21 protein-coding genes and 2 pseudogenes are annotated in these 22,350 nt (G+C 70.5%); 15 read left to right on the forward strand and 8 right to left on the reverse strand.

Annotation, left to right across the window (positions count from 1 at the left end; genetic code table 11):
• Positions 1-597: a 3-isopropylmalate dehydratase small subunit gene (gene leuD / locus FPZ47_RS11365; protein ID WP_144951356.1), complete on the forward strand. Its 597-nt coding sequence runs from the start codon at positions 1-3 to the stop codon at positions 595-597.
• Positions 598-814: 217 nt separating this feature from the next.
• A complete protein-coding gene (locus FPZ47_RS11370) occupies positions 815-1,396 on the forward strand; it encodes an HU family DNA-binding protein (protein WP_144951355.1) in 582 nt (193 codons plus the stop codon).
• A gap of 57 nt (positions 1,397-1,453) precedes the next feature.
• Here the strand turns inward: FPZ47_RS11370 and mutT1 are convergent, their stop codons facing one another.
• The 3 genes from mutT1 to cofC all read right to left on the reverse strand — a co-directional run bounded on the left by mutT1 (position 1,454) and on the right by cofC (position 5,400).
• The gene (mutT1, locus tag FPZ47_RS11375; protein WP_144951353.1) at positions 1,454-2,401 is read right to left on the reverse strand and encodes an 8-oxo-(d)GTP phosphatase MutT1; all 948 of its coding nucleotides are present in this window, start codon (positions 2,399-2,401) and stop codon (positions 1,454-1,456) included.
• Positions 2,402-2,472: 71 nt separating this feature from the next.
• Positions 2,473-4,659 carry an RNA degradosome polyphosphate kinase gene (locus tag FPZ47_RS11380; protein ID WP_144951351.1) on the reverse strand — a complete coding sequence of 729 codons (2,187 nt, stop codon included), beginning with the start codon at positions 4,657-4,659 and terminating at the stop codon, positions 2,473-2,475.
• A 90-nt stretch (positions 4,660-4,749) separates the two neighbouring features.
• A complete protein-coding gene (cofC, locus tag FPZ47_RS11385; protein WP_144951349.1) occupies positions 4,750-5,400 on the reverse strand; it encodes a 2-phospho-L-lactate guanylyltransferase in 651 nt (216 codons plus the stop codon).
• 140 nt (positions 5,401-5,540) lie between these two features.
• Here cofC and FPZ47_RS11390 point away from each other — a divergent pair, with 140 nt between their 5' ends.
• Together FPZ47_RS11390 and FPZ47_RS11395 are read left to right on the forward strand one after the other, a co-directional pair.
• Positions 5,541-6,569 (forward strand): NAD(P)H-dependent glycerol-3-phosphate dehydrogenase, encoded by a 1,029-nt coding sequence (locus tag FPZ47_RS11390; RefSeq protein WP_144951347.1) that lies wholly within the window; start codon positions 5,541-5,543, stop codon positions 6,567-6,569.
• A gap of 41 nt (positions 6,570-6,610) precedes the next feature.
• A complete protein-coding gene (locus FPZ47_RS11395; RefSeq protein ID WP_144951345.1) occupies positions 6,611-7,759 on the forward strand; it encodes a D-alanine--D-alanine ligase family protein in 1,149 nt (382 codons plus the stop codon).
• A 19-nt stretch (positions 7,760-7,778) separates the two neighbouring features.
• On the opposite strand, the gene FPZ47_RS11400 is transcribed toward FPZ47_RS11395, so the two are convergent.
• A complete protein-coding gene (locus FPZ47_RS11400; protein ID WP_144951343.1) occupies positions 7,779-8,378 on the reverse strand; it encodes a DUF3515 domain-containing protein in 600 nt (199 codons plus the stop codon).
• 84 nt (positions 8,379-8,462) lie between these two features.
• On the opposite strand from FPZ47_RS11400, the gene FPZ47_RS11405 reads away from it, so the two are divergent.
• Both FPZ47_RS11405 and FPZ47_RS11410 read left to right on the forward strand, forming a co-directional pair.
• Positions 8,463-9,431, forward strand: coding sequence for a thiamine-phosphate kinase (locus FPZ47_RS11405; protein ID WP_144951341.1), 969 nt, complete (start codon positions 8,463-8,465; stop codon positions 9,429-9,431).
• A 58-nt stretch (positions 9,432-9,489) separates the two neighbouring features.
• Positions 9,490-10,173: a uracil-DNA glycosylase gene (locus FPZ47_RS11410; RefSeq protein WP_144951339.1), complete on the forward strand. Its 684-nt coding sequence runs from the start codon at positions 9,490-9,492 to the stop codon at positions 10,171-10,173.
• A gap of 129 nt (positions 10,174-10,302) precedes the next feature.
• Here FPZ47_RS11410 and rpmB read toward each other — a convergent pair whose 3' ends face one another.
• On the reverse strand, positions 10,303-10,497 hold the full coding sequence (gene rpmB, locus FPZ47_RS11415) for a 50S ribosomal protein L28 (RefSeq protein ID WP_144951337.1): 195 nt from the start codon (positions 10,495-10,497) through the stop codon (positions 10,303-10,305).
• A 292-nt stretch (positions 10,498-10,789) separates the two neighbouring features.
• Here rpmB and FPZ47_RS11420 point away from each other — a divergent pair, with 292 nt between their 5' ends.
• The 3 genes from FPZ47_RS11420 to FPZ47_RS11430 all read left to right on the forward strand — a co-directional run bounded on the left by FPZ47_RS11420 (position 10,790) and on the right by FPZ47_RS11430 (position 15,469).
• Positions 10,790-12,445, forward strand: coding sequence for a DAK2 domain-containing protein (locus tag FPZ47_RS11420; RefSeq protein WP_246133392.1), 1,656 nt, complete (start codon positions 10,790-10,792; stop codon positions 12,443-12,445).
• 2 nt (positions 12,446-12,447) lie between these two features.
• Positions 12,448-14,688 (forward strand): ATP-dependent DNA helicase RecG, encoded by a 2,241-nt coding sequence (gene recG / locus FPZ47_RS11425; RefSeq protein WP_144951334.1) that lies wholly within the window; start codon positions 12,448-12,450, stop codon positions 14,686-14,688.
• Positions 14,689-14,758: 70 nt separating this feature from the next.
• The gene (locus tag FPZ47_RS11430) at positions 14,759-15,469 is read left to right on the forward strand and encodes an HNH endonuclease family protein (RefSeq protein ID WP_144951332.1); all 711 of its coding nucleotides are present in this window, start codon (positions 14,759-14,761) and stop codon (positions 15,467-15,469) included.
• An 82-nt stretch (positions 15,470-15,551) separates the two neighbouring features.
• Here FPZ47_RS11430 and FPZ47_RS11435 read toward each other — a convergent pair whose 3' ends face one another.
• Both FPZ47_RS11435 and FPZ47_RS11440 read right to left on the reverse strand, forming a co-directional pair.
• Positions 15,552-16,403, reverse strand: coding sequence for an aldo/keto reductase (locus FPZ47_RS11435; protein WP_168209424.1), 852 nt, complete (start codon positions 16,401-16,403; stop codon positions 15,552-15,554).
• Positions 16,400-17,292: pseudogene (locus FPZ47_RS11440) on the reverse strand (aldo/keto reductase). Before FPZ47_RS11440 ends, FPZ47_RS11435 begins: the two are co-directional and overlap by 4 nt.
• Between FPZ47_RS11440 and FPZ47_RS11445 the strand changes: the two are divergent.
• The 6 genes from FPZ47_RS11445 to FPZ47_RS11470 all read left to right on the forward strand — a co-directional run bounded on the left by FPZ47_RS11445 (position 17,291) and on the right by FPZ47_RS11470 (position 22,043).
• The gene (locus tag FPZ47_RS11445; RefSeq protein WP_144951327.1) at positions 17,291-18,409 is read left to right on the forward strand and encodes an alpha/beta hydrolase; all 1,119 of its coding nucleotides are present in this window, start codon (positions 17,291-17,293) and stop codon (positions 18,407-18,409) included. The pseudogene FPZ47_RS11440 and the gene FPZ47_RS11445 overlap by 2 nt on opposite strands.
• A gap of 92 nt (positions 18,410-18,501) precedes the next feature.
• Positions 18,502-19,266 carry a DsbA family protein gene (locus FPZ47_RS11450; protein WP_144951326.1) on the forward strand — a complete coding sequence of 255 codons (765 nt, stop codon included), beginning with the start codon at positions 18,502-18,504 and terminating at the stop codon, positions 19,264-19,266.
• An 8-nt stretch (positions 19,267-19,274) separates the two neighbouring features.
• Positions 19,275-19,898, forward strand: coding sequence for a vitamin K epoxide reductase family protein (locus tag FPZ47_RS11455; protein ID WP_425461777.1), 624 nt, complete (start codon positions 19,275-19,277; stop codon positions 19,896-19,898).
• Positions 19,899-19,905: 7 nt separating this feature from the next.
• A complete protein-coding gene (rsmD, locus tag FPZ47_RS11460; RefSeq protein WP_144951322.1) occupies positions 19,906-20,460 on the forward strand; it encodes a 16S rRNA (guanine(966)-N(2))-methyltransferase RsmD in 555 nt (184 codons plus the stop codon).
• A 107-nt stretch (positions 20,461-20,567) separates the two neighbouring features.
• Complete coding sequence (gene coaD, locus FPZ47_RS11465) at positions 20,568-21,050, forward strand: pantetheine-phosphate adenylyltransferase (RefSeq protein ID WP_144951320.1); 483 nt, start codon at positions 20,568-20,570, stop codon at positions 21,048-21,050.
• Positions 21,051-21,089: 39 nt separating this feature from the next.
• Complete coding sequence (locus tag FPZ47_RS11470; protein ID WP_144951318.1) at positions 21,090-22,043, forward strand: amidohydrolase family protein; 954 nt, start codon at positions 21,090-21,092, stop codon at positions 22,041-22,043.
• Positions 22,044-22,240: 197 nt separating this feature from the next.
• Here FPZ47_RS11470 and FPZ47_RS29375 read toward each other — a convergent pair.
• Positions 22,241-22,350, reverse strand: a pseudogene (locus tag FPZ47_RS29375) (HNH endonuclease signature motif containing protein); the annotation flags it as partial.

Here is a 22,350-nt window from a genome sequence, read left to right on the forward strand (position 1 = left end):
ATGGAAGCCTTTCGCACCCATACCGGTATCGGCGTGCCGCTGCGGCGCTCCAACGTCGACACCGACCAGATCATTCCGGCGGTCTTTTTGAAGCGGGTCACCCGAACCGGTTTCGAGGACGGCCTGTTTGCCACCTGGCGCTCGGATCCCTCATTCGTGCTGAACCTCAGCCCCTTCGACCGAGGCTCGGTCCTGGTCGCCGGGCCCGATTTCGGGACCGGCTCGTCGCGTGAGCACGCGGTGTGGGCGCTCATGGACTACGGCTTCCGGGTGGTCATCTCCTCGCGCTTCGGCGACATCTTCCGGGGCAACGCGGGCAAGGCGGGCCTCCTGGCGGCGGAAGTTTCTCAAGACGGCGTCGAGCTTCTCTGGAAGCTCATCGAGCAGAGTCCGGGCCTGGAAATCACTGCCAACCTTCAAGATCGAAATATCACCGCCGGAACGGCGGTGCTGCCGTTCAACATTGACGATCACACCGCCTGGCGATTGCTCGAGGGACTCGACGATATAGCCCTTACGCTGCGGAAACTCGACGATATCGAGGCTTTCGAGGCGACCCGTCCCGAGTGGAAACCCCGCATTTCGCCCACCCGTTGACGTCCCGCCGGGCACCGAATTGGGGGCCCGGCGGCCGCGGTGGCCCGGCCGATTTCGGGGGCATCCCACGAGTCAAGGGCGGCAACCGGATTGCGAAATTTACGGTTAGCCGGTCCTGAAATTGCGCGTGGCTCTTGGAAATTTGCCGGGTAAAGGTTTACCGTGTGCACTAGTCGGTTCCAAAAAAACGCGGGACCAATGGCTTCGGAGGGTATGGATGAACAAAGCAGAGCTCATTGACGTGCTCACAGAGAAAATGGGCTCGGACCGTCGGCAGGCGACCGCCGCCGTCGAGAATGTCGTCGACACCATCGTGCGTGCGGTGCACAAGGGCGAAAGCGTCACCATCACCGGGTTCGGCGTCTTCGAACAGCGTCGGCGCGCGGCGCGGGTTGCCCGCAACCCGCGTACCGGCGAGACGGTGAAGGTGAAGCCCACGTCCGTTCCGGCATTCCGGCCCGGTGCCCAGTTCAAAGCGGTTGTGTCTGGGGCGCAGCGTCTCCCGGCCGAGGGTCCCGCCGTCAAGCGCGGTGTCGTAGCCGCGAGTGCGGCCAAGAGGGCGGCGAAGAAGGCGCCGGCCCGCAAGACGGCCGCCAAGAAGACCGCCGCGACGAAGGCCCCGGCGAAGAAGGCCGCGACCAAGGCCCCGGCGAAGAAGGCCGTGACCAAGGCCCCGGTCAAGAAGGCCGTGACCAAGGCCCCGGTCAAGAAGGCCGTGACCAAGGCCCCGGTCAAGAAGGCCGCGGCGAAGGCCCCGGCCAAGAAGGCGGCGGCAACGTCGCGACGCGGCCGCAGGTAGGCAGTCCACAGCGAATACCCTTCGGGGGCAGTGATGCCCCCGAAGGGTATTCGCGTGTCAGGTGCGGACGTTGGCGGCCAGCGGGCCGCCGATGTGATCGGCTGCCGTCAGCCGTCCGTCCGACAAGGACAGCACCCAGGCGCTGCCCTTGGTGTTGCGCGACGTGTCGGGGCGCAGGCGGTCGCGTTCGCACCACCAGGCGATCAGGTCGGGAATCACCTTGCCCTGGGTGCAGATGACGGGTGTGCCCGGCTGCGCGGCGATCTGCAGGGTCCGCTCCCGGCCGCGGCTCGGGTCCTCGGCGTAGGCCTCCTCGGTCAGGGCGGTCTCGTTGTGGATCGGCACACCGAGTTCGGCCGCAAGCGGTTCCACCGTCTGGTGGCAGCGGACCCGGTCGGCCGCGTAGACGTCGGTGGCGCCGAAAGCCATCAGCTGCGGAACCAGCGCCTCGGCCTGGGCCCTGCCCCGCTTGTCCAGCGGCCGCAGGGCGTCATCGCCGGAGAACCGTGATCTGCTGCCCGCCGTGCCGTGCCGGACCACGAGGACGGTGTGCGTTTCTGCTGGCCGCTTGGTGAAGCGGCGCAACACTTTCCGGTCGTGCGGGTAGCTCAGCCTGCCCATCGCGTCGGCGACCGGCAACCAGATCAGCTCGTCGACCTCCTTGCCCGGCGCGAATTCGCCGCCGGTGCTGCGTGCCGCCCAGTAGTACACCTTCTTGGTGCCCTGGGCGACGGGGTAACTCACCGAGGTGAGCCGCCTGCCGAGAATGGCGTGGTGACCGGTCTCCTCGCACACCTCGCGCACGGCGGCCACCGGTACCGTCTCACCGGGGTCGACCTTGCCTTTGGGAAGCGACCAGTCGTCGTAGCGGGGGCGGTGGATCACGGCGATCTCGACGGCCGGACCGGCCGGGCCGGACCCGCCGGCCCGCCACAGCACCGCCCCTGCGGCGTAGATGATCCGGCTCCCCGAGCGCCGATCAGCGGGCGGGTTGTGGCTCGGCAACTTGGCTCCTGCAGGTCAATTCGGCCAGGCTTGTCCGCGTCCGGGTGCGAGCTGGAAAGCTACCACACCCCTCAGTGGCTCCGGTGCCGATCCATCAATGAAATCTGGTGGTCGCGCACGATGCGGCCGTCGTGCGGCATCGCCGTCCATTGGCCGTCGGCGTGCAGCTCCCAGCAGCGGGTGGACGGGTCCAGCGCGGACTCGAACAGGTCGTCGAGCTGGGCTGTCAGCTTCGGGTCCTTGACCTGAGCCAGCACCTCCACGCGCCGGTCGAGGTTGCGGTGCATCATGTCGGCGCTGCCGATCCAGAACTCGCTGATGTTGCGGAAATGGATGATCCGCGAATGTTCGAGGAAGCGCCCCAGGATGGAACGGACCACGATGTTCTCGGAGAAGCCTTCCGCGCCGGGGCGCAGCGCGCAGATCCCGCGTACCACGATCTCGACCCGAACCCCGGCCTGCGACGCGCGGTAGAGCGCGTCGATGACCTGCTCGTCGACGAGCGCGTTCATCTTCATCCGGATCCGGCCGCCACCGCGTTCCCGGTGCGCGGCGATTTCGCAGTCGACACGTTCGATGATGCCGGTGCGAATCCCGTGGGGGGCCACCAAAAGGTTGCGGTAGGACAATTTACGCGAATAACCGGTCAGCGAGTTGAAGAGGTCGGTCAGGTCCGCGCCGATATCCGGTGCCGCGGTCAGCAGACCGATGTCCTCGTACAACCGCGCGGTTTTGCTGTTGTAATTGCCCGTCCCGATGTGGCAGTAGCGCCGGATCGCCGGGCCTTCGCGCCGCACCACCAGGCATGTCTTGCAGTGCGTCTTGAGTCCGAGGAGCCCGTACACCACGTGCACGCCCGCCTGCTCGAGTTCGCGGGCCCACCGGATGTTGGCCTGTTCGTCGAAGCGTGCCTTGAGTTCGACCAGTGCCACCACTTGCTTTCCGGCCTCGGCGGCCTCGACCAGCGCCCGGACGATCGGCGAGTCACCCGACGTGCGGTACAGCGTCTGTTTGATCGCCAGCACGTTGGGGTCGGCGGCGGCCTGCTCGACGAACCGTTGCACGCTGGTCGAGAACGAATCGTAGGGATGGTGCACCAGCACGTCACCCTCGCGCAGCGTCGAGAAGATGCTCTTGGGGGTTTCCCGGTCGGCGAACGCGGGATGTGTATCCGGAACGAAGGCCGCGTCTTTGAGCCCCGGGCGGTCCAGCCCGTAGACCTGCCACAACGACGACAGGTCGAGGAGGCCGGGCACCTCGATGACGTCACCGGGGTGCACGTCGAGTTCGCGCAGCAGCAACTCGAGCATGCTCTCGGTCATGTCGTCGGCGATCTCGAGGCGCACCGGCGGACCGAAGCGCCGGCGCGCCAATTCCCGCTCCATCGCCTGCAACAGGTCTTCGTCGCGGTCTTCCTCAACCTCCATGTCGGCGTTGCGGGTGATGCGGAACGCGTGGTGCTCCACGATCTCCATGCCCGGGAAGAGCTCCGGAAGAAAAGCCGCGATCAGTTCCTCCATCGGTAGGTAACGGACCACGGCCGGCCCGTCGATCCCGTCGTCGGGGCCGTCGAGTTCGACGAAGCGGTCGACGTTGTTGGGCACCTTCACCCGGGCGAAGTGCTGGTTGCCGTGCTCGGGTTGCCGCACGCTGACCGCCAGGTTCAGGCTCAACCCGCTGACGAACGGGAACGGGTGAGCGGGGTCGACGGCCAGCGGCGTCAGGACGGGGAAGACCTGCTCGGTGAAATAGGTCGACAACCGTTCTCGTTCAAATTGATCCAGATCGGCCCACGTGACGATGTGGATACCTTCGGCGGCGAGCGCCGGTCGCACCGAATCGAGGAACACCCGTGCGTGCTGGCTGGCGATCTTCTGGGTCTGCTCGCCGATGACGGCCAGTTGCTCGCGCGGCGTCAGGCCGTCGGCGGAACGGACCGACAGCCCCATCTCGTCGCGGCGTTTGAGGCCGGCCACCCGCACCATGTAGAACTCGTCGAGGTTGGAAGCGAAGATCGCCAGGAACTTGGCCCGCTCCAGCAGCGGCAGCGAGCTGTCGGCCGCCAGCGCGAGGACGCGGGAGTTGAAGTCCAGCCAGCTGAGTTCCCGGTTCAGGTAACGGTCTTCCGGCAGGTCGGTGCTGGCGGCCGGAGTGGTCGCGGGTGGTGCCGACACTGCGGGGTCGTCCGCGTGCCATGCGCTCTCGTCGGGACGGGGTTGCGCTTCGGTATCGGTCACGATGTGATCATTGCTCATCACCCCCGTGTGCTGCTACCGGCGGATGGACATCCATCCGCCGTTGGTGTGAAGTTCACCCCGCGGACGGATCCCGCACGGGGCCGGCCGGCCTCAGTGCTGTGCGACGGCACGCGCGGTCGCCGCCCCGACCCCGAGACGTCGGGCGGCCGTCAGGTCGGCGGGGGTGTCCACGTCGCAGCGCAGGCCGGGCCACGCGCCCGTCAGCTCGATTGCGCCCGAACGACGATGCCGCGCAGACGAATCCGGGCCGAACCGCGGATCGAGCGGGGTTCCGAACGCGCACAGCGCGGAGGTTCCCGTCGCCAGCCGGTCGGCGACGAAGCTGCGGCGGTACTGGCGTGCGGCGGCGATCGCCTCGGCCAGTTCGCCGGGCTGCATGGCGGGCAAATCGCCTTGCAGCACAACAATATTGGCGCACTTCTCGGCCACCGACCGTTCGGCGGCGGCGATCGCGTTGTTCAGCGGGTCGGGGTGCCCCGGTGGGGTGGGGTCGGCGAGCACGTCGGCGCCGAGCCCGGCCGCAGCGGCCGCGGCCACCGCGTCGGGCGTGATGACAGTGATCGAACCCAGCGCCGGCACTCCCGCCGCGGCCGTCAGGGTGTCGACGAGCATGGCCAGCACCACCTTCTCGCGGGTAGCCGCCGACAACACCGGGGCCAGCCTGGTCTTGGCGGCGGCCAGCCGCTTGACGGCGATGATCAAAGCGACGTCGCCGCCGTCGTCGCCCCCGATGCCGGTCATGAGGTCATCCTGCCAGGGCGCCCACTCCGGCCGCCCCGCCCGGCATCGCCGCCCGGTTACTGTGAAGCGCCGGCTGGTGGCCCGATGGTGGCCGGACAGCGGCGAACACGGGTGGTCGAGACGACAGACAGGGGTGGCCGATGGCCGGTTCCGGAGGCGACGGCGGCGTCGCGGTGATGGGCGCCGGAGCGTGGGGCACGGCGCTGGCCAAGGTCCTCGTCGACGCCGGGGGGCCGGGGACGGCGGTCACGCTGTGGGCCCGGCGGGCCGACGTGGCCGAGCAGATCAACGCCACCCGGCGCAACGAGGAGTACCTGCCCGGCACGCTGCTCCCGCCGGGCATCCGCGCCACCGCCGACGCGAACGAGGCGCTGGCGGGCGCGTCGACGGTGCTGCTGGGGGTGCCCGCCCAGACGATGCGGGCCAACCTCGGGCAGTGGGGGCCGCTGCTGGGGAGCGGCGCGACCCTGGTCAGCCTGGCCAAGGGCATCGAGCTGGGCACCCTGATGCGGATGAGCCAGGTCATCGTCTCGGTGACCGGTGTGGACCCGGCGCAGGTCGCGGTGATCTCCGGGCCGAACCTGGCCGGTGAGATCGCCGCATGCCAGCCCGCGGCCACGGTGGTGGCGTGCAGCGACTCCGGCCGCGCCGTCGCCCTGCAGCGGATGCTCAACAACGGATACTTCCGCCCCTACACCAACAGCGACGTGGTCGGCACCGAGATCGGGGGCGCCTGCAAGAACGTCATCGCGCTCGCGTGCGGGATGGCGGCAGGCGTCGGGCTGGGCGAGAACACCGCGGCCGCGATCGTCACCCGGGGCCTGGCGGAGATCATGCGGCTGGGGATAGCGCTGGGCGCCAAGGGCGCGACGCTGGCCGGGCTGGCCGGCGTCGGTGACCTGGTGGCCACGTGCACGTCGCCGTACTCGCGCAACCGCTCGTTCGGCGAACGCCTGGGCAGGGGCGCGACCGTGCAGTCGGCGTTGCAGGCCGGCGAGGGGGACCACGTCGTCGAGGGGGTGACGTCGTGCGAGTCGGTGCTGGCGCTGGCGTCCAGTTACGACGTCGAGATGCCGCTCACCGACGCCGTGCACCGGGTGTGCCACAGGGGACTGTCGGTGGACGACGCGATGGCCCTGCTGCTGGGCCGCCGCACCAAGCCCGAGTGAGGGCGACCCGTGCGCCGCGCAGCCGGTAGCCTCTCCATATTGTGGATGCCTCCGACCGGCCGCCAGCTCCGCCACCCGATGGCCGCGTGCGCGTCGCCCTCGTCTTCGGCGGCCGCAGCAACGAGCACGCCATCTCCTGCGTGTCGGCGGGCAGCATCCTGCGCAACCTCGACCGGCGGCGGTTCGACGTGGTCGCGATCGGCATCACCCCGGAAGGTGCCTGGGTGCTCACCGACGGCGATCCCGATGCGTTGGCGATCACCGATCGCCGGCTGCCGGAGGTGACGACCGAATCGGGCACCGAGCTGGCCCTGCCGGCGGATCCGCGGCGCGGCGGCCGCCTGGTGTCGCTGCCCACGGGCGCCGGTGCGGCGCCGGCCCGGTTGCTCGGCGAGGTCGACGTGGTGTTCCCGGTGCTGCACGGCCCCTACGGCGAGGACGGCACCGTCCAGGGGCTGCTCGAACTCGCCGGTGTGCCCTATGTGGGCGCGGGGGTGCTGGCCAGTGCGGCCGGCATGGACAAGGAGTTCACGAAGAAGCTGCTGACGGCCGAGGGACTACCCGTCGGCGCGCACGTCGTGCTGCGCCCGTCGCGCGCGGCCCTGCGGCCCGAGGAACGCGAGCGGCTGGGCCTGCCGGTCTTCGTCAAGCCCGCCCGCGGCGGATCCTCGATCGGTGTCAGCCGGGTGTCGAGCTGGGACGCGCTGCCGGCCGCCGTCGCCGGCGCCCGCCGGCACGACCCGAAGGTGATCGTCGAGGCGGCGGTCAACGGCCGCGAGCTGGAGTGCGGCGTGCTCGAGATGCCGGACGGCACCGTGCGGGCCAGCACGCTGGGGGAGATCCGGGTGGCCGGGGTGCGCGGCCGCGAGGACGGGTTCTACGACTTCGCGACCAAATACCTCGACGACGCAGCCGAATTGGACGTGCCCGCGAAGGTCGACGACGACATCGCCGCCACCGTGCGCGAATTGGCGATCCGGGCGTTCCGGGCCGTCGACTGCCAGGGGTTGGCCCGCGTCGACTTCTTCCTGACCGACGACGGCCCGGTGATCAACGAGATCAACACCATGCCGGGATTCACCACGATCTCGATGTTCCCGCGGATGTGGGCGGCCAGCGGCGTGGACTACCCGACCCTGTTGACGACCATGATCGACACGGCGCTGGCCCGCGGGACGGGCCTGCGCTGAGCGTGCATCCGGCCAACGCCTAGTCCGGGCGGCCCGGGTCGATCGGCACCGCCGCGACGGCGCGGTCGATCACGTCGGAGATCTCCTGGATGGGCGTCGGCCCCGAGTCCGGCGGCAGCGTCAGCGCCACGTACACCGGCCGGTCCACCGTGTACCACGTGAAGGCCGCCGCGTCGGTCGTTGGGAGACCGGGACCGGCGGATTGTTCCCCGGCAGCCGTCTCGAACCACTGCACGCGGTCGACGACCTGGATCGGCGACCCCACCACGAAGCCGGCGGGCCGGTCCAGCCCGCAGCGCAGCACGACGGGTTCGCCCCGGGGGTCGGCGCGCCATGCGGCCGCGCCGTGAGGCGCCGGCTGCGCCAGCGGTGCGCGCCGGTAGGTGCCCAGCCGTTGCGGCAGCGCGCGGTCCAGCGCCCGGCACGCGGGATCGTCGGCATGGGGCGCGGACGTCGACGGAAGGGCGACCGGTGCCGGCGGGCCCTCCCGGTTCGCCGCGATGGCCAGCGCCACCCCGATCGTCACGACGGCCAGTGCCACCGCGGCGATGAGCACCGCGCGCGGCGGTCCCGCGTCGGCACCCGGGTCGTCGGGAGCGGTGGCCGGGTCGGTCGTCAACGCCCCCGTGCCTCCTTCTCGTACACTGGCGCGGTCCGCTCGCGCGGGCAGGTACCGAACTTACCGCAGGTCGCAGGAGGTGCTGTGGGCGACGACCCGTCCGGCACCGCCCCGAGCCTGCGGCAGCTCGGCGAGTTCGCCGTGATCGACCGGTTGGTGCGGGGGCGCCGGCAGCCCGGCGCGGTGCTGCTCGGGCCCGGCGACGACGCGGCGATGGTGTCCGCCGGTGACGGCCGGGTGCTGGCGTCCACCGACATGCTGGTGCAGGACCGGCACTTCCGGCTGGACTGGTCGACGCCGCACGATGTGGGACGCAAGGCGATCGCCCAGAACGCCGCCGACATCGAGGCGATGGGGGCGCGGGCGACGGCCTTCCTCGTCGGCTTCGGCGCGCCCGGCGACACGGCGGCGGCGGACGCCGACGCGCTGGTCGACGGCATGTGGGAGGAGGCGGCACGGGTAGGCGCCGGCATCGTCGGCGGCGACCTCGTCAGCTGCCCGCAATGGGTGCTGTCGGTGACGGTGCTCGGTGACCTGGACGGTCGCCTGCCGGTGCTGCGGTCCGGCGCGAAACCCGGTTCGGTGCTGGCCGTCGCGGGCGACCTCGGCCGGTCGGCGGCCGGATACGCGCTGTGGCACAACGGAACCAGCGGTTTCGAAGACCTCCGCCGCCGGCATCTGGTGCCCCGGCCGCCGTACGGCGCGGGCGCCGCGGCCGCGGCCGCCGGCGCGCAGGCGATGATCGACGTCTCCGACGGCCTGGTCGCCGACCTGCGGCATGTCGCCGAGGCGTCCGGGGTTGGCGTCGACGTGTCCACCGCGGCGCTCGCCGCCGACCACGGCCCGCTGACCGCGGCCGCGGCCGCGGTGGGCGCCGACGCGTGGTCGTGGGTGCTCGGCGGCGGCGAAGACCACGCGCTGGCGGCCTGTTTCGCCGGCGCGGCGCCGCCGGGGTGGCGTGTCGTCGGGCGGGTGCTCGACGGCCCGCCCCGGGTGCTCGTCGACGGCGCGCCGTGGGGCGGGTACGCGGGCTGGCAGTCGTTTCAGGATTAGCCGGGCAACGTGAGTAGGGTGGCGCGGTGACCGTCTACGCGATGACCGGGGGGCGGCGGTGACCGCCCGGCCGTTGCGCGAACTCGTCGAGCCGGGCTGGGCGCGGGCCCTGGAGCCGGTGGCCGATCAGGTGGCCGCGATGGGGCAGTTTCTGAGGGCCGAGGTCGCGGCGGGTCGACGCTATCTGCCGGCAGGGCCGAACGTGTTGCGCGCCTTCGCTTTTCCGTTCGAAAGTGTGCGGGTCCTCATCGTCGGGCAGGACCCGTATCCGACCCCGGGGCATGCGGTGGGCCTGAGCTTCTCGGTCGCCCCGGATGTGCGCCCGCTGCCCCGCAGCCTGGCCAACATCTTCGACGAGTACACCGCGGACCTGGGGCATCCGCAGCCCTCGTGCGGCGATCTGACGCCGTGGGCGCAGCGGGGGGTGCTGTTGCTCAACAGGGTGCTCACGGTGCGCCCGAGCAATCCGGCGTCGCACCGGGGCAAGGGCTGGGAACCGGTGACGGAGTGCGCGATCCGCGCCCTGGCCGAACGCCCGCAGCCGCTGGTGGCAATCCTGTGGGGCCGCGACGCGTCGACGCTCACACCGGTGCTGGCCGCCGGTGACTGCGTGGCGATCGAGTCGCCGCACCCCTCGCCGCTGTCGGCGTCCCGCGGGTTCTTCGGCTCGCGGCCCTTCAGCCGCGCCAACGACCTGCTGAAGGAGCGGGGCGCCGATCCGATCGACTGGCGGTTGCCCTGACCGGAACGACGGCGCTTTGGGTATCGCGCCGGAGCGGACCGTCCGGTGCGGGCGCCAGGTGCGCGCCGCGACCGCGGGAGTTCGGCAGGTGCGCAGGACAGGCGCCGCCGCGGCGGGGTCGGGGCCGCGTCAGCCCCGGACGACCTTGCCGGCCTTGATGCAGGACGCGCACACGTTGAGCCGCTGCTTGTTGCCGCCGGGACGGGTCGCGACGTGCACGGTCTGAACGTTGGGGTCCCACCGGCGGCTGGTGCGGCGGTGGGAGTGCGACACCGACTTGCCGAAGCCGGGGCCCTTCCCGCAGATATCGCACACAGCGGCCATGTCAAAGCTCCTCAAGTCATCGGGGGTCCGGCAAGCTGGCCGGGATAGCGCAGCCGAGATGTCCCTGCAAAACCGGGTCAGGCCAGGATACCGACTGTGGTGGGCAACCACCAAAACGATCGGCGGCCCACGGCCGTCTTACGGCGCGTGGTGTCGGCGCCGGTGGCTAGGCTCAATGGGCCGGTTCCCGAGCTACGCTGGCGCGCATCGGAGGCCGGCGCGGAGGAGGGCGGAGGAGGTGGGTCGCTTGAGCACTTCGCAGGGCACGCTCGAGGGCAGGCCGAACCGTTCGCTGGACGCGTCGGCCCTGCGGGACTGGGCGCACACCGCCGTCGGCGACCTGATCGTCCACATCGACGAGATCAACCGGCTCAACGTGTACCCCGTCGCCGATTCCGACACCGGCGCGAACATGCTGTTCACGATGCGTTCCGCGCTCGCGGAGGCGAACGCGTCGGCGGGTGGTTCGGGGTGCGTCGCCCGGGTCGCGGCCGCCCTGTCGGCCGGTGCGCTCAACGGTGCCCGCGGCAACTCCGGGGTGATCCTGTCGCAGATCCTGCGTGGTGTCGCCGACGTCGCCGCGGCCCGCGCGGCCGACTCCGGCGGTGAGCTGGCCGAGCTGGACGCCGCCGTCCTCGGGGCCGGGCTGCACCGCGCCGTCGACCTGGTGATCGCCTCGATGGGCGGCCAGGAGGTGCCCGGGACCATCGTCTCGGTGTTGCGGGCCGCCGCCGACGCCGTCGCGGGGTGCGCCGGCGAAGGGTTGGCCGCCGCGCTGACCGCGGCGGGCGACGCGGCGGTGGTCGCGCTGGAGAAGACCACGGAGCAACTCGAGGTGCTCGCTGACGCCGGTGCCGTCGACGCGGGGGGACGGGGCCTGCTGGTCCTGCTGGACGCGCTGCGGTCGACGGTCACCGGGCAGACGCCGGCCCGCGAGGTGTACGAGCTGTCGCCGCGCGCGCCGCAGCCCGACGGTCCCGCTCAGCGGCCGTCGCCGCAGTTCGAGGTGATGTACCGGCTGGACGGGTGCGCGGCGGGAGCCGCGGACGCGCTGCGGGAGCGGCTCGGGGAACTCGGCGACTCCGTGGCGATCGCGGCCGCGCGCTCGACCGGGGACGGCTATTCGGTGCACGTGCACACCGACGACGCCGGCGCCGCGATCGAGGCGGGGCTGGCCGCCGGGAGGCCGAGCCGGATCGTGGTGTCGGCCCTGAGCTCGGGTGCCGCGGGGTTGCCGGCGGGCAGCTGGACGCGGGAACGGGCGGTCCTGGCCGTCGTCGACGGCGACGGCGCCGCCGAGTTGTTCGGCAGTGAGGGCGCCTGTGTGCTGCGCTCGGACCCCGCCGACACCGAGCCGCCCGGCCACATCAGCGCCCACCAGCTGGTGCGGGCCGTGGTAGACACCGGCGCCGCGCAGGTGATGGTGCTGCCCAACGGCTTTGTGGCCGCCGAGGAACTGGTGGCCGGCTGCACCGCGGCCATCGGCTGGGGCATCGAGGTGGTCCCGATACCGACCGGGTCGATGGTGCAGGGGCTGGCCGCGCTGGCCGTGCACGAAACCGGCAGGCAGGCCGTCGACGACGGGTACACGATGGCGCGCGCGGCCGGCTCGGCCCGGCACGGCTCGGTGCGCATCGCGACCGAGAGCGCGCTGACGTGGGCGGGTCGCTGCAAACCGGGTGACGGCCTGGGCATCGCGGGCGACGAGGTGCTGATCGTGGCCGCCGACGCGACCACGGCCGCGATCGGCCTGCTCGACCTGCTGCTGGCCGCGGGCGGCGACCTGGTGACGGTGCTGGTGGGCGCCGGCATCGCGACGGCCGGCGGGGATTCCGCGGGTATCGGCGACGTGCTGCAGCGACACGTGCACGACCACCACCCGGGCACCGAGCTGGTGACCTACCACACGGGCCATCACGGTGACGTGCTGCTGATCGGGGTCGAGTAGTCGTGGCGTCGCTCGGCGAACGGCTCACCTTCGTGATCGGCGCCAAGGCCGCCGATCCGCTGGAGGAGGCCTTCGGCATCCGCACCGTCAACGACCTGCTGCGCCACTACCCGCGCAGCTACACCGAGGGCGCGACCCGCTGGGGCGCGGACGGGGACGGGGACGGTCAGCAACGCCCGGAAGCCGGCGAGCACATCACGATCGTCGACACGATCACCGAGACCACGTCGTTCCCGATGCGGACCAACCGCGCCAGGATGTGTCACCGCATCACCCTGGGCTCGGGCCGCAACGCGGTGACCGCGACGTTCTTCAACGCGAACTACATCAAGAAAGACCTCGTCAAGGGCACCAAGGTGATGCTGTCCGGGGAGGTCGGGTTCTTCAAGAACGTCATGCAGCTCACGCACCCGGCGTTTCTCATCCTCGACTCGCCGGACGGCAAGAACCGCGGCACCAGCTCGCTGAAGAACATCGCCATCGCCTCGCAGGCCACCGCCGGCGAGGTGCAGATGTCGGCGTTCGAGCGGGCCTTCTTCCCGATTTACCCGGCAACCACGAAGGTGCAGAGCTGGGACATCTTCCGGTGCGTGCGTCAGGTGCTCGACGTCCTGGACCCCGTCGACGATCCGCTGCCGGCGGCATTGGTCGCCGAGTACGGCCTGGTCTCGCAGGATCGGGCGCTGCGCGACATCCACCTGGCCGAGAGCGAGCCGGAGCGCCGGCGGGCGCGCGAACGCCTGACCTTCGACGAAGCCGTCGGCCTGCAGTGGGGATTGCTCGGCCGCCGGCACGGTGAGCTGTCGGAATCGGGGCCCCCGGCGCCGGCGCGCGGGGGTGGGCTGGTGACAGAACTGTTGCGGCGGTTGCCGTTCGAGCTGACGGCGGGCCAGCGCGAGGTGCTCGACGCGATCTCGCGGGAGCTGTCGGCCACCCGGCCGATGAATCGGCTGCTGCAGGGCGAGGTCGGGTCGGGCAAGACCATCGTCGCCGTGCTGGCGATGCTGCAGCTGGTCGACTCCGGCTACCAGTGCGCGCTGCTTGCGCCAACGGAAGTCCTTGCCGCCCAACATCTGCGATCCATCAGCGACGTTCTCGGCCCGTTGGGCACGGCGGGCCAGCTGGGCGGGACGGACACCGATGACGGGGTGGCCACCCGGGTGGCGCTGCTGAGCGGATCGATGACGGCGGCCCAGAAGAAACGTGTCCGCGCGGAGGTCGCCTCCGGCCAGGCGGGGATCGTCATCGGCACCCACGCGTTGCTCCAGGACGCGGTGGAGTTCCACAAGCTGGGCATGGTGGTGGTCGACGAGCAGCACCGGTTCGGCGTCGAACAGCGAGACCGGTTGCGCGCCAAGGCCCCTGCCGGGATCACGCCGCACCTGCTGGTGATGACGGCCACGCCGATCCCGCGCACCGTCGCGCTGACCGTCTACGGCGACCTGGAAACCTCGACGCTGCGGGAACTTCCGCGCGGACGCCGGCCGATCACCACCAATGCGATCTTCGTCAAGGACAAGCCCGCGTGGCTGGAGCGCGCCTGGCAGCGCATCGGCGAGGAGGTCGCCGAGGGACGCCAGGCCTACGTGGTGGCGCCCCGGATCGACGAGAACGACGGCAAAGAGGAGCAGGACGCCCGGCCGTCGGCGACCGCCGAGGGGCTGTTCGCGCGCTTGCGTTCCCATGAGCTGGCCCACCTGCGGCTGGGTCTGATGCACGGACGGCTGCCGGCCGACGAGAAGGACGCCGTGATGGCGGCCTTCCGCGCGCGTGAGATCGACGTCCTGGTGTGCACCACCGTCATCGAGGTGGGCGTGGACGTACCCAACGCCACCGTGATGCTGGTGATGGACGCCGACCGGTTCGGGATCAGCCAGCTGCACCAGTTGCGGGGACGCATCGGCCGCGGCGAGCACCCCGGTCTGTGCCTGCTGGCCAGCTGGGTGGCGCCGGGATCGCGGGCCGGCCAGCGGCTCACCGCCGTCGCCGGCACGCTGGACGGGTTTGTCCTCGCCGACCTGGACCTCAAAGAACGTCGGGAGGGAGATGTCCTGGGCCGCAACCAGTCCGGCCGTGCTATCAACCTGCGCCTGCTTTCCCTGGCCGAGCATCGCGAGGTCATCGAGGCGGCGCGCGAGTTCTGCGCCCGGGCTTACGAGCAGAACCCCGGGGACGCCGGCCTGGAGTTGCTGGCCGCCACGTTCACCAACACTGACCGCATCGAATACCTGGACAAGTCTTGACCGCCGGCGACGATGCAGAGCGTAGCGATGAGGTGGGGGCACCTCCCGCCTGCGGGGGAGAGCGGCGCAGGTGAACCGCAAAGTGCTGTTGTGGTTGTCGGCGGTCGCGGTGCTCGCGTTGGTCGTCGCCCATCAGACGTTGGGCTCCAAGGCCGCCGAGCGCGCCGAGGTGGCCGCGCGCGCGGACGTGCCCACGGTGCAGCCCGGCACCGACGTGCTCGCCGGCATCGGGGTGCTGCCGCAGCGGCTGCACCGCTACGACTACCGCAGGGCGGCGTTCGGCGACGCGTGGGACGACAACAACGACGCCCCGCTCGGGCACAACGGCTGCGACACCCGCGACGACATCCTCAACCGCGACCTCGTCGACAAGACGTATGTGTCGGTCAAGCGCTGCCCGGACGCGGTGGCCACCGGAACGCTGCACGACCCGTACACCAACAAGACCATCGCCTTCCAGCGCGGTGCGCACACCGGCGAATCGGTGCAGATCGACCACATCGTCCCGCTGGCCTACGCGTGGGACATGGGGGCCTACGCATGGCCGTTCGCCGAGCGGTTGCGATTCGCCAACGACCCGGCGAACCTGCTGGCCGTGGACGGGCGGGCCAATCAGGACAAGGGGGATTCGCCCCCGGCGCGCTGGATGCCGCCGAACACCGCATTCGACTGCCAGTACGCCATGCAGTTCATCGCCGTGCTGCGCGGCTACCAGCTGCCCGTCGACGAGCCTTCCGCCGGGGTTCTGCGGCAGGCCGCGGCCACCTGCCCGGCAGGCTGACGCGGGGGCGCGCCCGGGTGTGAACGTCGCGACGCGACACGCCGCGCAGGCGTCGTGAGATGCGCAGTCGGGACGGAGCGGATCAGGAGTCCGTGCCGTCGAAGGTGTCCGGGTCCGGGCGCAGCCGGGTGCCGTCGTTGAGGCCGTCGAGCGCGTCCATGTGCCCGGAGGCCAGCTCGAAGCCGAAGACGTCGAGGTCGGCGGCCATGTGCTCGGCCTGCGCCGAGCGGAACACCACGGCGTTACCCAGTTGCAGGTTCCACCGCAGCAGCACCTGGGCGGGCGTCCTGCCGTATTCGCCGGCGATCGAGGTCACCGTCGGGTTGTCCATCAGCCTGCCCAGTGCCAGCGGCGTGTGGGACTGCGTCACCACGTTGTGCTGCGCGTTCACCTTGCGCAACTCGGCCTGGTTGAGCAGCGGATGCAGCTCGACCTGGTTGACGACCGGCGTGACGAAGGTCAGGTCGATGACGGTCGACAGGTGCTCCTGGGTGAAGTTGCAGACGCCGATCGAGCGGGCGTGGCCCTCGCCGCGGCACTGGATCAGACCGCCGAAGGAATCCACGTATGTGCCCAGCGACGCGGCCGGCCAGTGGATCAGGTAGAGGTCCACGTAGTCCAGGCCGAGCCGCTCGAGGCTGGCGGTGCAGGCTTTCATGGAATTGGTGAGACCCTGCTCGGCGGTGGCCAGTTTGGTGGTGACGAAAAGCTCGGCGCGCGGAATGCCGGAGGCCGCGATCGCGCGGCCGACGCCGGCCTCGTTGCCGTAGGCCGCGGCGGTGTCGATCAGCCGGCAGCCGATCTCCAGCGCCGCCGACACCGCGCGTTCGGCCTCGTCGTCCGACAAATCCGCGACGCCCAAGCCGAGAACCGGCATCGTGTTTTCGTCATTGAGAGCTATCGAGGGTACGGCTGCGCCCGACTCGCCAGTCACGTTGTTGACCTACCTGTGAAATTGAAAGTTCGCGGATCCGGACCAAGCCGCGTTGAATCCTCCGGCGAAGAGATCCGCGCCGTCTGGCCGGCGCTGAGTTCGAGGTCGAACACGTCGAAGTTACTCGCTATCCGTGAGGGGGTCACCGACTTGGGAATCACGATCTTACCCAGCTGGATGCGCCGAAGGATCAGCACGTGCGCCTCGGTTCGTCCGAAACCGTCGGCGAGGCCGGCCACCGTCGGGTGGGTCGGCAATTCGCGCTGCCCCGGGGGTGCCCCCGCCCCGGTTGCGATGCCGGGCTGCGCGTGCGCCTCCCGCAACTCGTTCCGGGGGGGCATCGCGGATGCAGCTCGATCTGGTTGACCGCCGGGACGGCGCCGGCGAGGTCGATCAGAGTCGATCAGAACGGTCAGGTGCGCGGGTTCGAAGTTGCTCATCCCGATCCGGCGGATCCGGCCCCGAGCGCGCCGGTGGGCGAACGCCTTGCAGGTGTCCACGAACGCGTTCCGCGCGGGCAGCGGCCCGTGATCAGGGTCGAGACAGTCGAGCCCGAGCCGATCCATGCCGGCCTTGAACAGGCCTTGAACAGTCCTTGAACAGGGGGGAACGCCGCCAGCGTGCTGTCATAACCCTGGTCGGCGTTCCACAGTGTGGTCACCACGTACAGTTGATCGCGCGGCACGCCGGACTCGGCCACCGCCGGCCCGGTCTCCCGTCCGTTGCGGTAGGCCGCGACGGTGTCGATATGCCGGTGACCGGCCCGCAGCGCGGCCCCGGCCGCCTGGTCGGTTTCCGCCGGCGGGGCCTCGAACACTCCGAGCCCGACGACGGGGATCGCATTACCGTCATGCAGCGTGACGCAGTTTTTCGCGAGGGAGCGGCCGATGACAAACAGTGCGCCAGGCGCGCAGGAACTCGACCCCGGCGCCAAACGCGTGTCGATGCGCCTGCCCGCTCGTCTGCAGGCCGCAGTCACCACCGTCGGTGTCAAGGTCATCCCGTGGATACCGGACCCGGCCAAGCGGGTGCTGTTCGGCGGCCGTTCGGTCATCATCGACGGCAACACGCTGGACCCCACGCTGCAGCTGATGCTGTCGGGGTTGCGCGCGGTCGGCGTCGACGGCCTGGTCGTCGATGACGATCCGGCGGCCTCCCGGGACCGGATGCACGAGATGACCGTGGGGTTCCCCGGCCCGCAGATCCACGTCGACGTCGCGGACCTCTCGCTGCCCGGGCCGGCCGGTCCGATCCCGGCGCGCCACTACCGGCCCGTCGGCGGCGGGGCCGCGCCGCTGCTGGTCTTCTACCACGGCGGGGGATGGGCGCTCGGCGACCTGGACACCCACGACATGCTGTGCCGGCTGACCTGCCGCGATGCGGGCATCCACGTGTTGTCCGTCGACTACCGGCTGGCCCCCGAGCACGCGGCCCCGGCCGCGATCGAGGACGCCTACGCCGCCTTCGGGTGGGCCTGCGAGCACGCGGGTGAACTCGGTGCGACGCCCGGGCGCGTCGCGGTGGGCGGGGACAGTGCGGGCGGCAACCTGGCCGCGGTGGTGTGCCGGCTGGCCCGTGACGAGGCCGGGCCCGCCCCCGTGCTGCAGTGGCTGCTCTACCCGCGGACCGACTTCACCGCGCGGACCCGCTCGCTGAGCCTGTTCGCCCGCGGGTTTCTGCTCACCAAGCGCGACATGGACTGGTTCCACGCCCAGTACCTGAGGGATTCCGGCCTCGACCCGGCCGATCCGCGCGTGTCACCGCTGCTGGCCGAGTCGCTGTCCGGGCTGGCACCGGCGTTGATCGCGGTCGCGGGCTTCGACCCGTTGCGCGACGAGGGGGAGAGCTACGCGGCGGCGCTCCGGGCGGCCGGCACCCCGGTGGACCTGCGGTCGATGGGTTCGCTGACCCACGGCTTTGCCAACCTGTTCCCGCTGGGGGGCGGCAGCGCGGCCGCGACCAGCGAACTGGTTTCGGCCCTGCGCGCTCACCTGAGCCGGGTATGAGGCGCCCGGTAGTCTAAAGGCGCCGTCGCCCGACCGTGGTCGGGGCGAGCCCCGCACCGCAAGATGCCCCGCACCGAAAGATCAGGGAACCCGTGGCCGACAACTCCAAACGTCCCCCGCGATTCGACATGTCGTCCTCCGGCGGCAAATCCGGCCGCCTCGTGCAGATCGGCGGCACCGCGTTCGTCGTGATCTTCGCGGTCGTCCTGGTCGCCTACATCGTGACCTCGCACCACAAGAAGGACGGCAACACGGGATCGGGCGACACGGTGCGGGTGACGTCGAGCAAGCTGGTCACCCAGCCGGGAACCAGCAACCCCAAGGCGACGGTCTCGTTCTACGAGGACTTTCTGTGCCCGGCCTGCGGCAACTTCGAGCGCACCTTCGGACCGACGGTCTCCAAGCTGATCGACATCGGGGCGATCGAGGCCGACTACTCCATGGTGTCGATCCTGGACAGCCCGAGGAACCAGGACTATCCGTCGCGGGCCGGCGCGGCGGCCCTGTGCGTCGCCGACGAGTCCATCAGCGCGTTCCGCCGCTTCCACGCCGCCCTGTTCAGCACCGATATCCAGCCCAGCGAACGCGGCACCAGTTTTCCCGACAACGCCAAGTTGATCGAGATCGCCCGCGAATCCGGCGTCGTGGGCAAGGTCCCGGACTGCATCAACAGCGGCAAGTACCTGTCCAAGGTGACCGGTGAGGCGGCGGCCGCGCACATCAACGCAACCCCGACCATCAAGATCAACGGCAGCGACTACGACCCGTCGACACCCGACGCGCTGGTCGCCAAGATCAAGACCATCGTCGGCGACGTGCCGGGCATCGACACCGCGGTCACGCCTGCGGCGTCGTGACGACCCCGGTGGCCGCCGAACCCGCCGCGCCGGTGCGCCCGGATCGGCATCCGCGGGAGGGCGTCCCGGCGCCCAGCGCGTGGTGGCTGCTGCTCGGCGGCGCGATCGGGCTGACGGCCTCGCTGACCCTCACGGTGGAAAAGATCCACCTGCTGCGCAACCCGTCGTACGTGCCGTCGTGCAACCTCAACCCGATCCTGTCGTGCGGGTCGGTGATGGTCACGCCGGAGGCGTCGATCATGGGCGTCCCCAACACGCTGCTCGGCATTGTGGGTTTCACCGTGGTCATCGTCACCGGTGTCCTCGCGTTGGCGAAAGTAGCTTTGCCCCAATGGTATTGGACCGGTTTGACGGTGGGGATCCTGGGCGGGGTGGCGTTCGTGCACTGGCTGATCTTCCAGAGTCTCTATCGCATCGGGGCGTTGTGCCCCTACTGCGTGGTGGTCTGGGCGGTGACCGTCTCGCTGCTGGTGGTGTTGGCGTCGGTCGCGGTTCGCCCGGTGCTCGGGCAAGCCGGGACCGCGACGAGGCTGCTCCACCACTGGCGGTGGTCGATCGCCGTGCTGTGGTTCACCGCGGTGTTGCTGCTGATCATGGTGCGGTTCTGGGACTATTGGTCGACGCTGCTGTAGGTGCCCGGTGACCCGGATCATCGGCGGTGTCGCCGGGGGGCGGCGCATCGCCGTCCCGCCGCGGGGAACCAGGCCGACCACCGACCGGGTGCGCGAATCGCTGTTCAACATCCTCGCCGCGCGGCGGGACCTGACCGGCCTGGCCGTGCTGGACCTTTACGCCGGTTCGGGGGCGCTCGGGCTCGAGGCGCTGTCGCGCGGCGCGGGCTCCGCGGTGTTCGTGGAGTCCGAGCAGCGCGCCGCCGGGGTCCTCGCGCGCAACATCGCGACCCTCGGCCTGCCCGGCGCGTCGCTGCGCCGGGGGCCGGTGGCGGCGGTCCTGGCGACCGGTGCGGCCGCTCCGGTCGACCTGGTGCTGGCCGACCCCCCGTATGACGTCGACGCCGCGGACGTCGGGGCCGTGCTGAGCGCCCTGACCGACCACGGGTGGGCGCACGAGGGAACCGTCGTCGTGGTCGAGCGCGCGGCGAACGGCGCGCCGCTGACCTGGCCGGCCGGTTGGCGACCGTGGCCGCCGCGCGGGTACGGCGACACCCGCCTGGAGATCGCCGAAGTGGGCTGAGCGTCCCTGCTAGCGTCATCGGTCATGACGCGCGGCGACGATGCAGAACGAAACGATGATGCAGAACGAAACGATGATGCAGAACGAAACGACGAGGAGCGGGGTTCATGACGGGGGCGGTGTGCCCCGGGTCGTTCGACCCGGTGACGTTGGGCCACATCGACGTTTTCGAGCGGGCCGCGGCCCAGTTCGACGAGGTGGTGGTCGCGATCCTGGCGAACCCCGCCAAGGCGGGCATGTTCGACCTCGACGAGCGGATCGCCATGATCGAGGAGTCGACGACACACCTGCCCAACCTGCGGGTGGCGGCCGGAAAGGGGCTGGTGGTCGACTTCGTCACGGCCCGCGGGATGACGGCCATCGTCAAGGGGCTGCGCACCGACACCGACTTCGACTACGAGCTGCAGATGGCGCAGATGAACAAGCACATCGCCGGTGTCGACACCTTCTTCGTCGCGACCGCCCCGGAGTTCTCGTTCGTCTCGTCGTCGCTGGCCAAGGAGGTCGCGACGCTGGGCGGTGACGTGTCCCGGCTGCTGCCCGAACCGGTGAACCGCCGCATGCGCGAGAAGCTGCCCGGCCGTCACTGAAAGGCATTCCACCGCAACGATTCACAGAAAGGGGACACGGTGAGGTACATCGCCCTGGAAGAGGCCTTCTCGATCCCCGGGATCGCCGATCCGATGTCCCAGTTGGCTTCTCGGGCAACGCCGTACGCAGAAGAATGGCTGCGCAAATTGCCCGACTTCACCGAGTACCGGCTCCCGGAGATGGACGCCGCCGGCATCGACGTCCAGGTGTTGTCGCTGACCGTTCCCGGCCTGCAGGTCGACATCGACGCCGACACCGCGCGCGACAGCGCCCGACGCGCCAACGACTTTTTGGCCGACGTGGTGTCCCGGCACCCGACCCGCTTCCGCGGCTTCGCCGCCCTCCCGCTGCAGGACCCCCGGGCGGCGGTCGCCGAATTGGGGCGCTGCAGTAACGAACTGGGCTTCTGCGGTGCGCTGGTCAACGACCAGCTGGGTGGTCACTACCTCGACGAGCCGGTCTTCGAACCGCTGTGGGAAGCGCTGGAATCCCTGGCCGTACCGCTGTATCTGCACCCCGGGGCCCCACCGGTCGACCACTGGTACGTGCTCAACGGCCACCCGGAACTGTATGGCGCCATGTGGAGCTGGGCGGCCGAGGTGTCCGGGCACGCGTTGCGGATCCTGTGCGGCGGGGTGTTCGACCGCCATCCGTCCGCGACGCTGATTCTCGGCCACATGGGCGAGTTCCTGCCGTTCCAGCGCAGCCGCCTGGACTCGCGCTATGCCACCACCGTCACCGGCTACCGGCTGCAGCGCCCCCCGTCGGCCTACCTGGGCACCAATATCGTCTTCACGACCAGCGGCGTGTTCTCCCCGGCGGCGCTCACCGGTGCCGTGCTGGAGGTCGGGGCGGATGCCATCATGTTCTCCGTCGACTATCCCTACGAGTCGTCGCAGGCGGCCGTCGACGGGTTCGAGCGCACCACGCTGAGCTCGGGTGACCGCGAGAAGATCGCCCACGCCAATGCCGAACGCATCCTGAGGATCTGAGTCATCCGATGGCCGCCCCGATCCGGTCGGTCACCTTCGGCTTGGCCCAACCCGCGGACGGATGGGAGGATGGCAGGTGTGACGGCAGCCAATCCCCGTCAAGCACCGGAGGCCGCGGCCGACCTGCTCGCCGAGACCGGCCAAGTCCGTTGCGCGGTGCGCGATGTCCGTCTGCCCCAGCCGTGACGGCCGAGCGCCTACGGCTCGTCGTCCTTGTCGTCGTCGTTGCGGCGCAGCAGTTTTTCGGGGTGCCAGTAGGTGTTGGTGCGGGGTTGGCCGCGTTGTAGGTGTGGGGGTGGGATCCATT

The sequence above is a fragment of the Mycobacterium helveticum genome, assembly GCF_007714205.1.
Taxonomy (GTDB): Bacteria; Actinomycetota; Actinomycetes; order Mycobacteriales; family Mycobacteriaceae; genus Mycobacterium; species Mycobacterium helveticum.

What these genes read in the sequence shown, in the direction of transcription:
- leuD (WP_144951356.1), top strand. Translation starts at nt 1, where the DNA reads ATGGAAGCCTTTCGCACCCATACCGGTATCGGCGTGCCGCTGCGGCGC.
- FPZ47_RS11370 (WP_144951355.1), top strand. Translation starts at nt 815, where the DNA reads ATGAACAAAGCAGAGCTCATTGACGTGCTCACAGAGAAAATGGGCTCG.
- cofC (WP_144951349.1), bottom strand. Translation starts at nt 5,400, where the DNA reads ATGACCGGCATCGGGGGCGACGACGGCGGCGACGTCGCTTTGATCATC.
- FPZ47_RS11390 (WP_144951347.1), top strand. Translation starts at nt 5,541, where the DNA reads ATGGCCGGTTCCGGAGGCGACGGCGGCGTCGCGGTGATGGGCGCCGGA.
- rpmB (WP_144951337.1), bottom strand. Translation starts at nt 10,497, where the DNA reads ATGGCCGCTGTGTGCGATATCTGCGGGAAGGGCCCCGGCTTCGGCAAG.
- FPZ47_RS11445 (WP_144951327.1), top strand. Translation starts at nt 17,291, where the DNA reads ATGACAAACAGTGCGCCAGGCGCGCAGGAACTCGACCCCGGCGCCAAA.
- coaD (WP_144951320.1), top strand. Translation starts at nt 20,568, where the DNA reads ATGACGGGGGCGGTGTGCCCCGGGTCGTTCGACCCGGTGACGTTGGGC.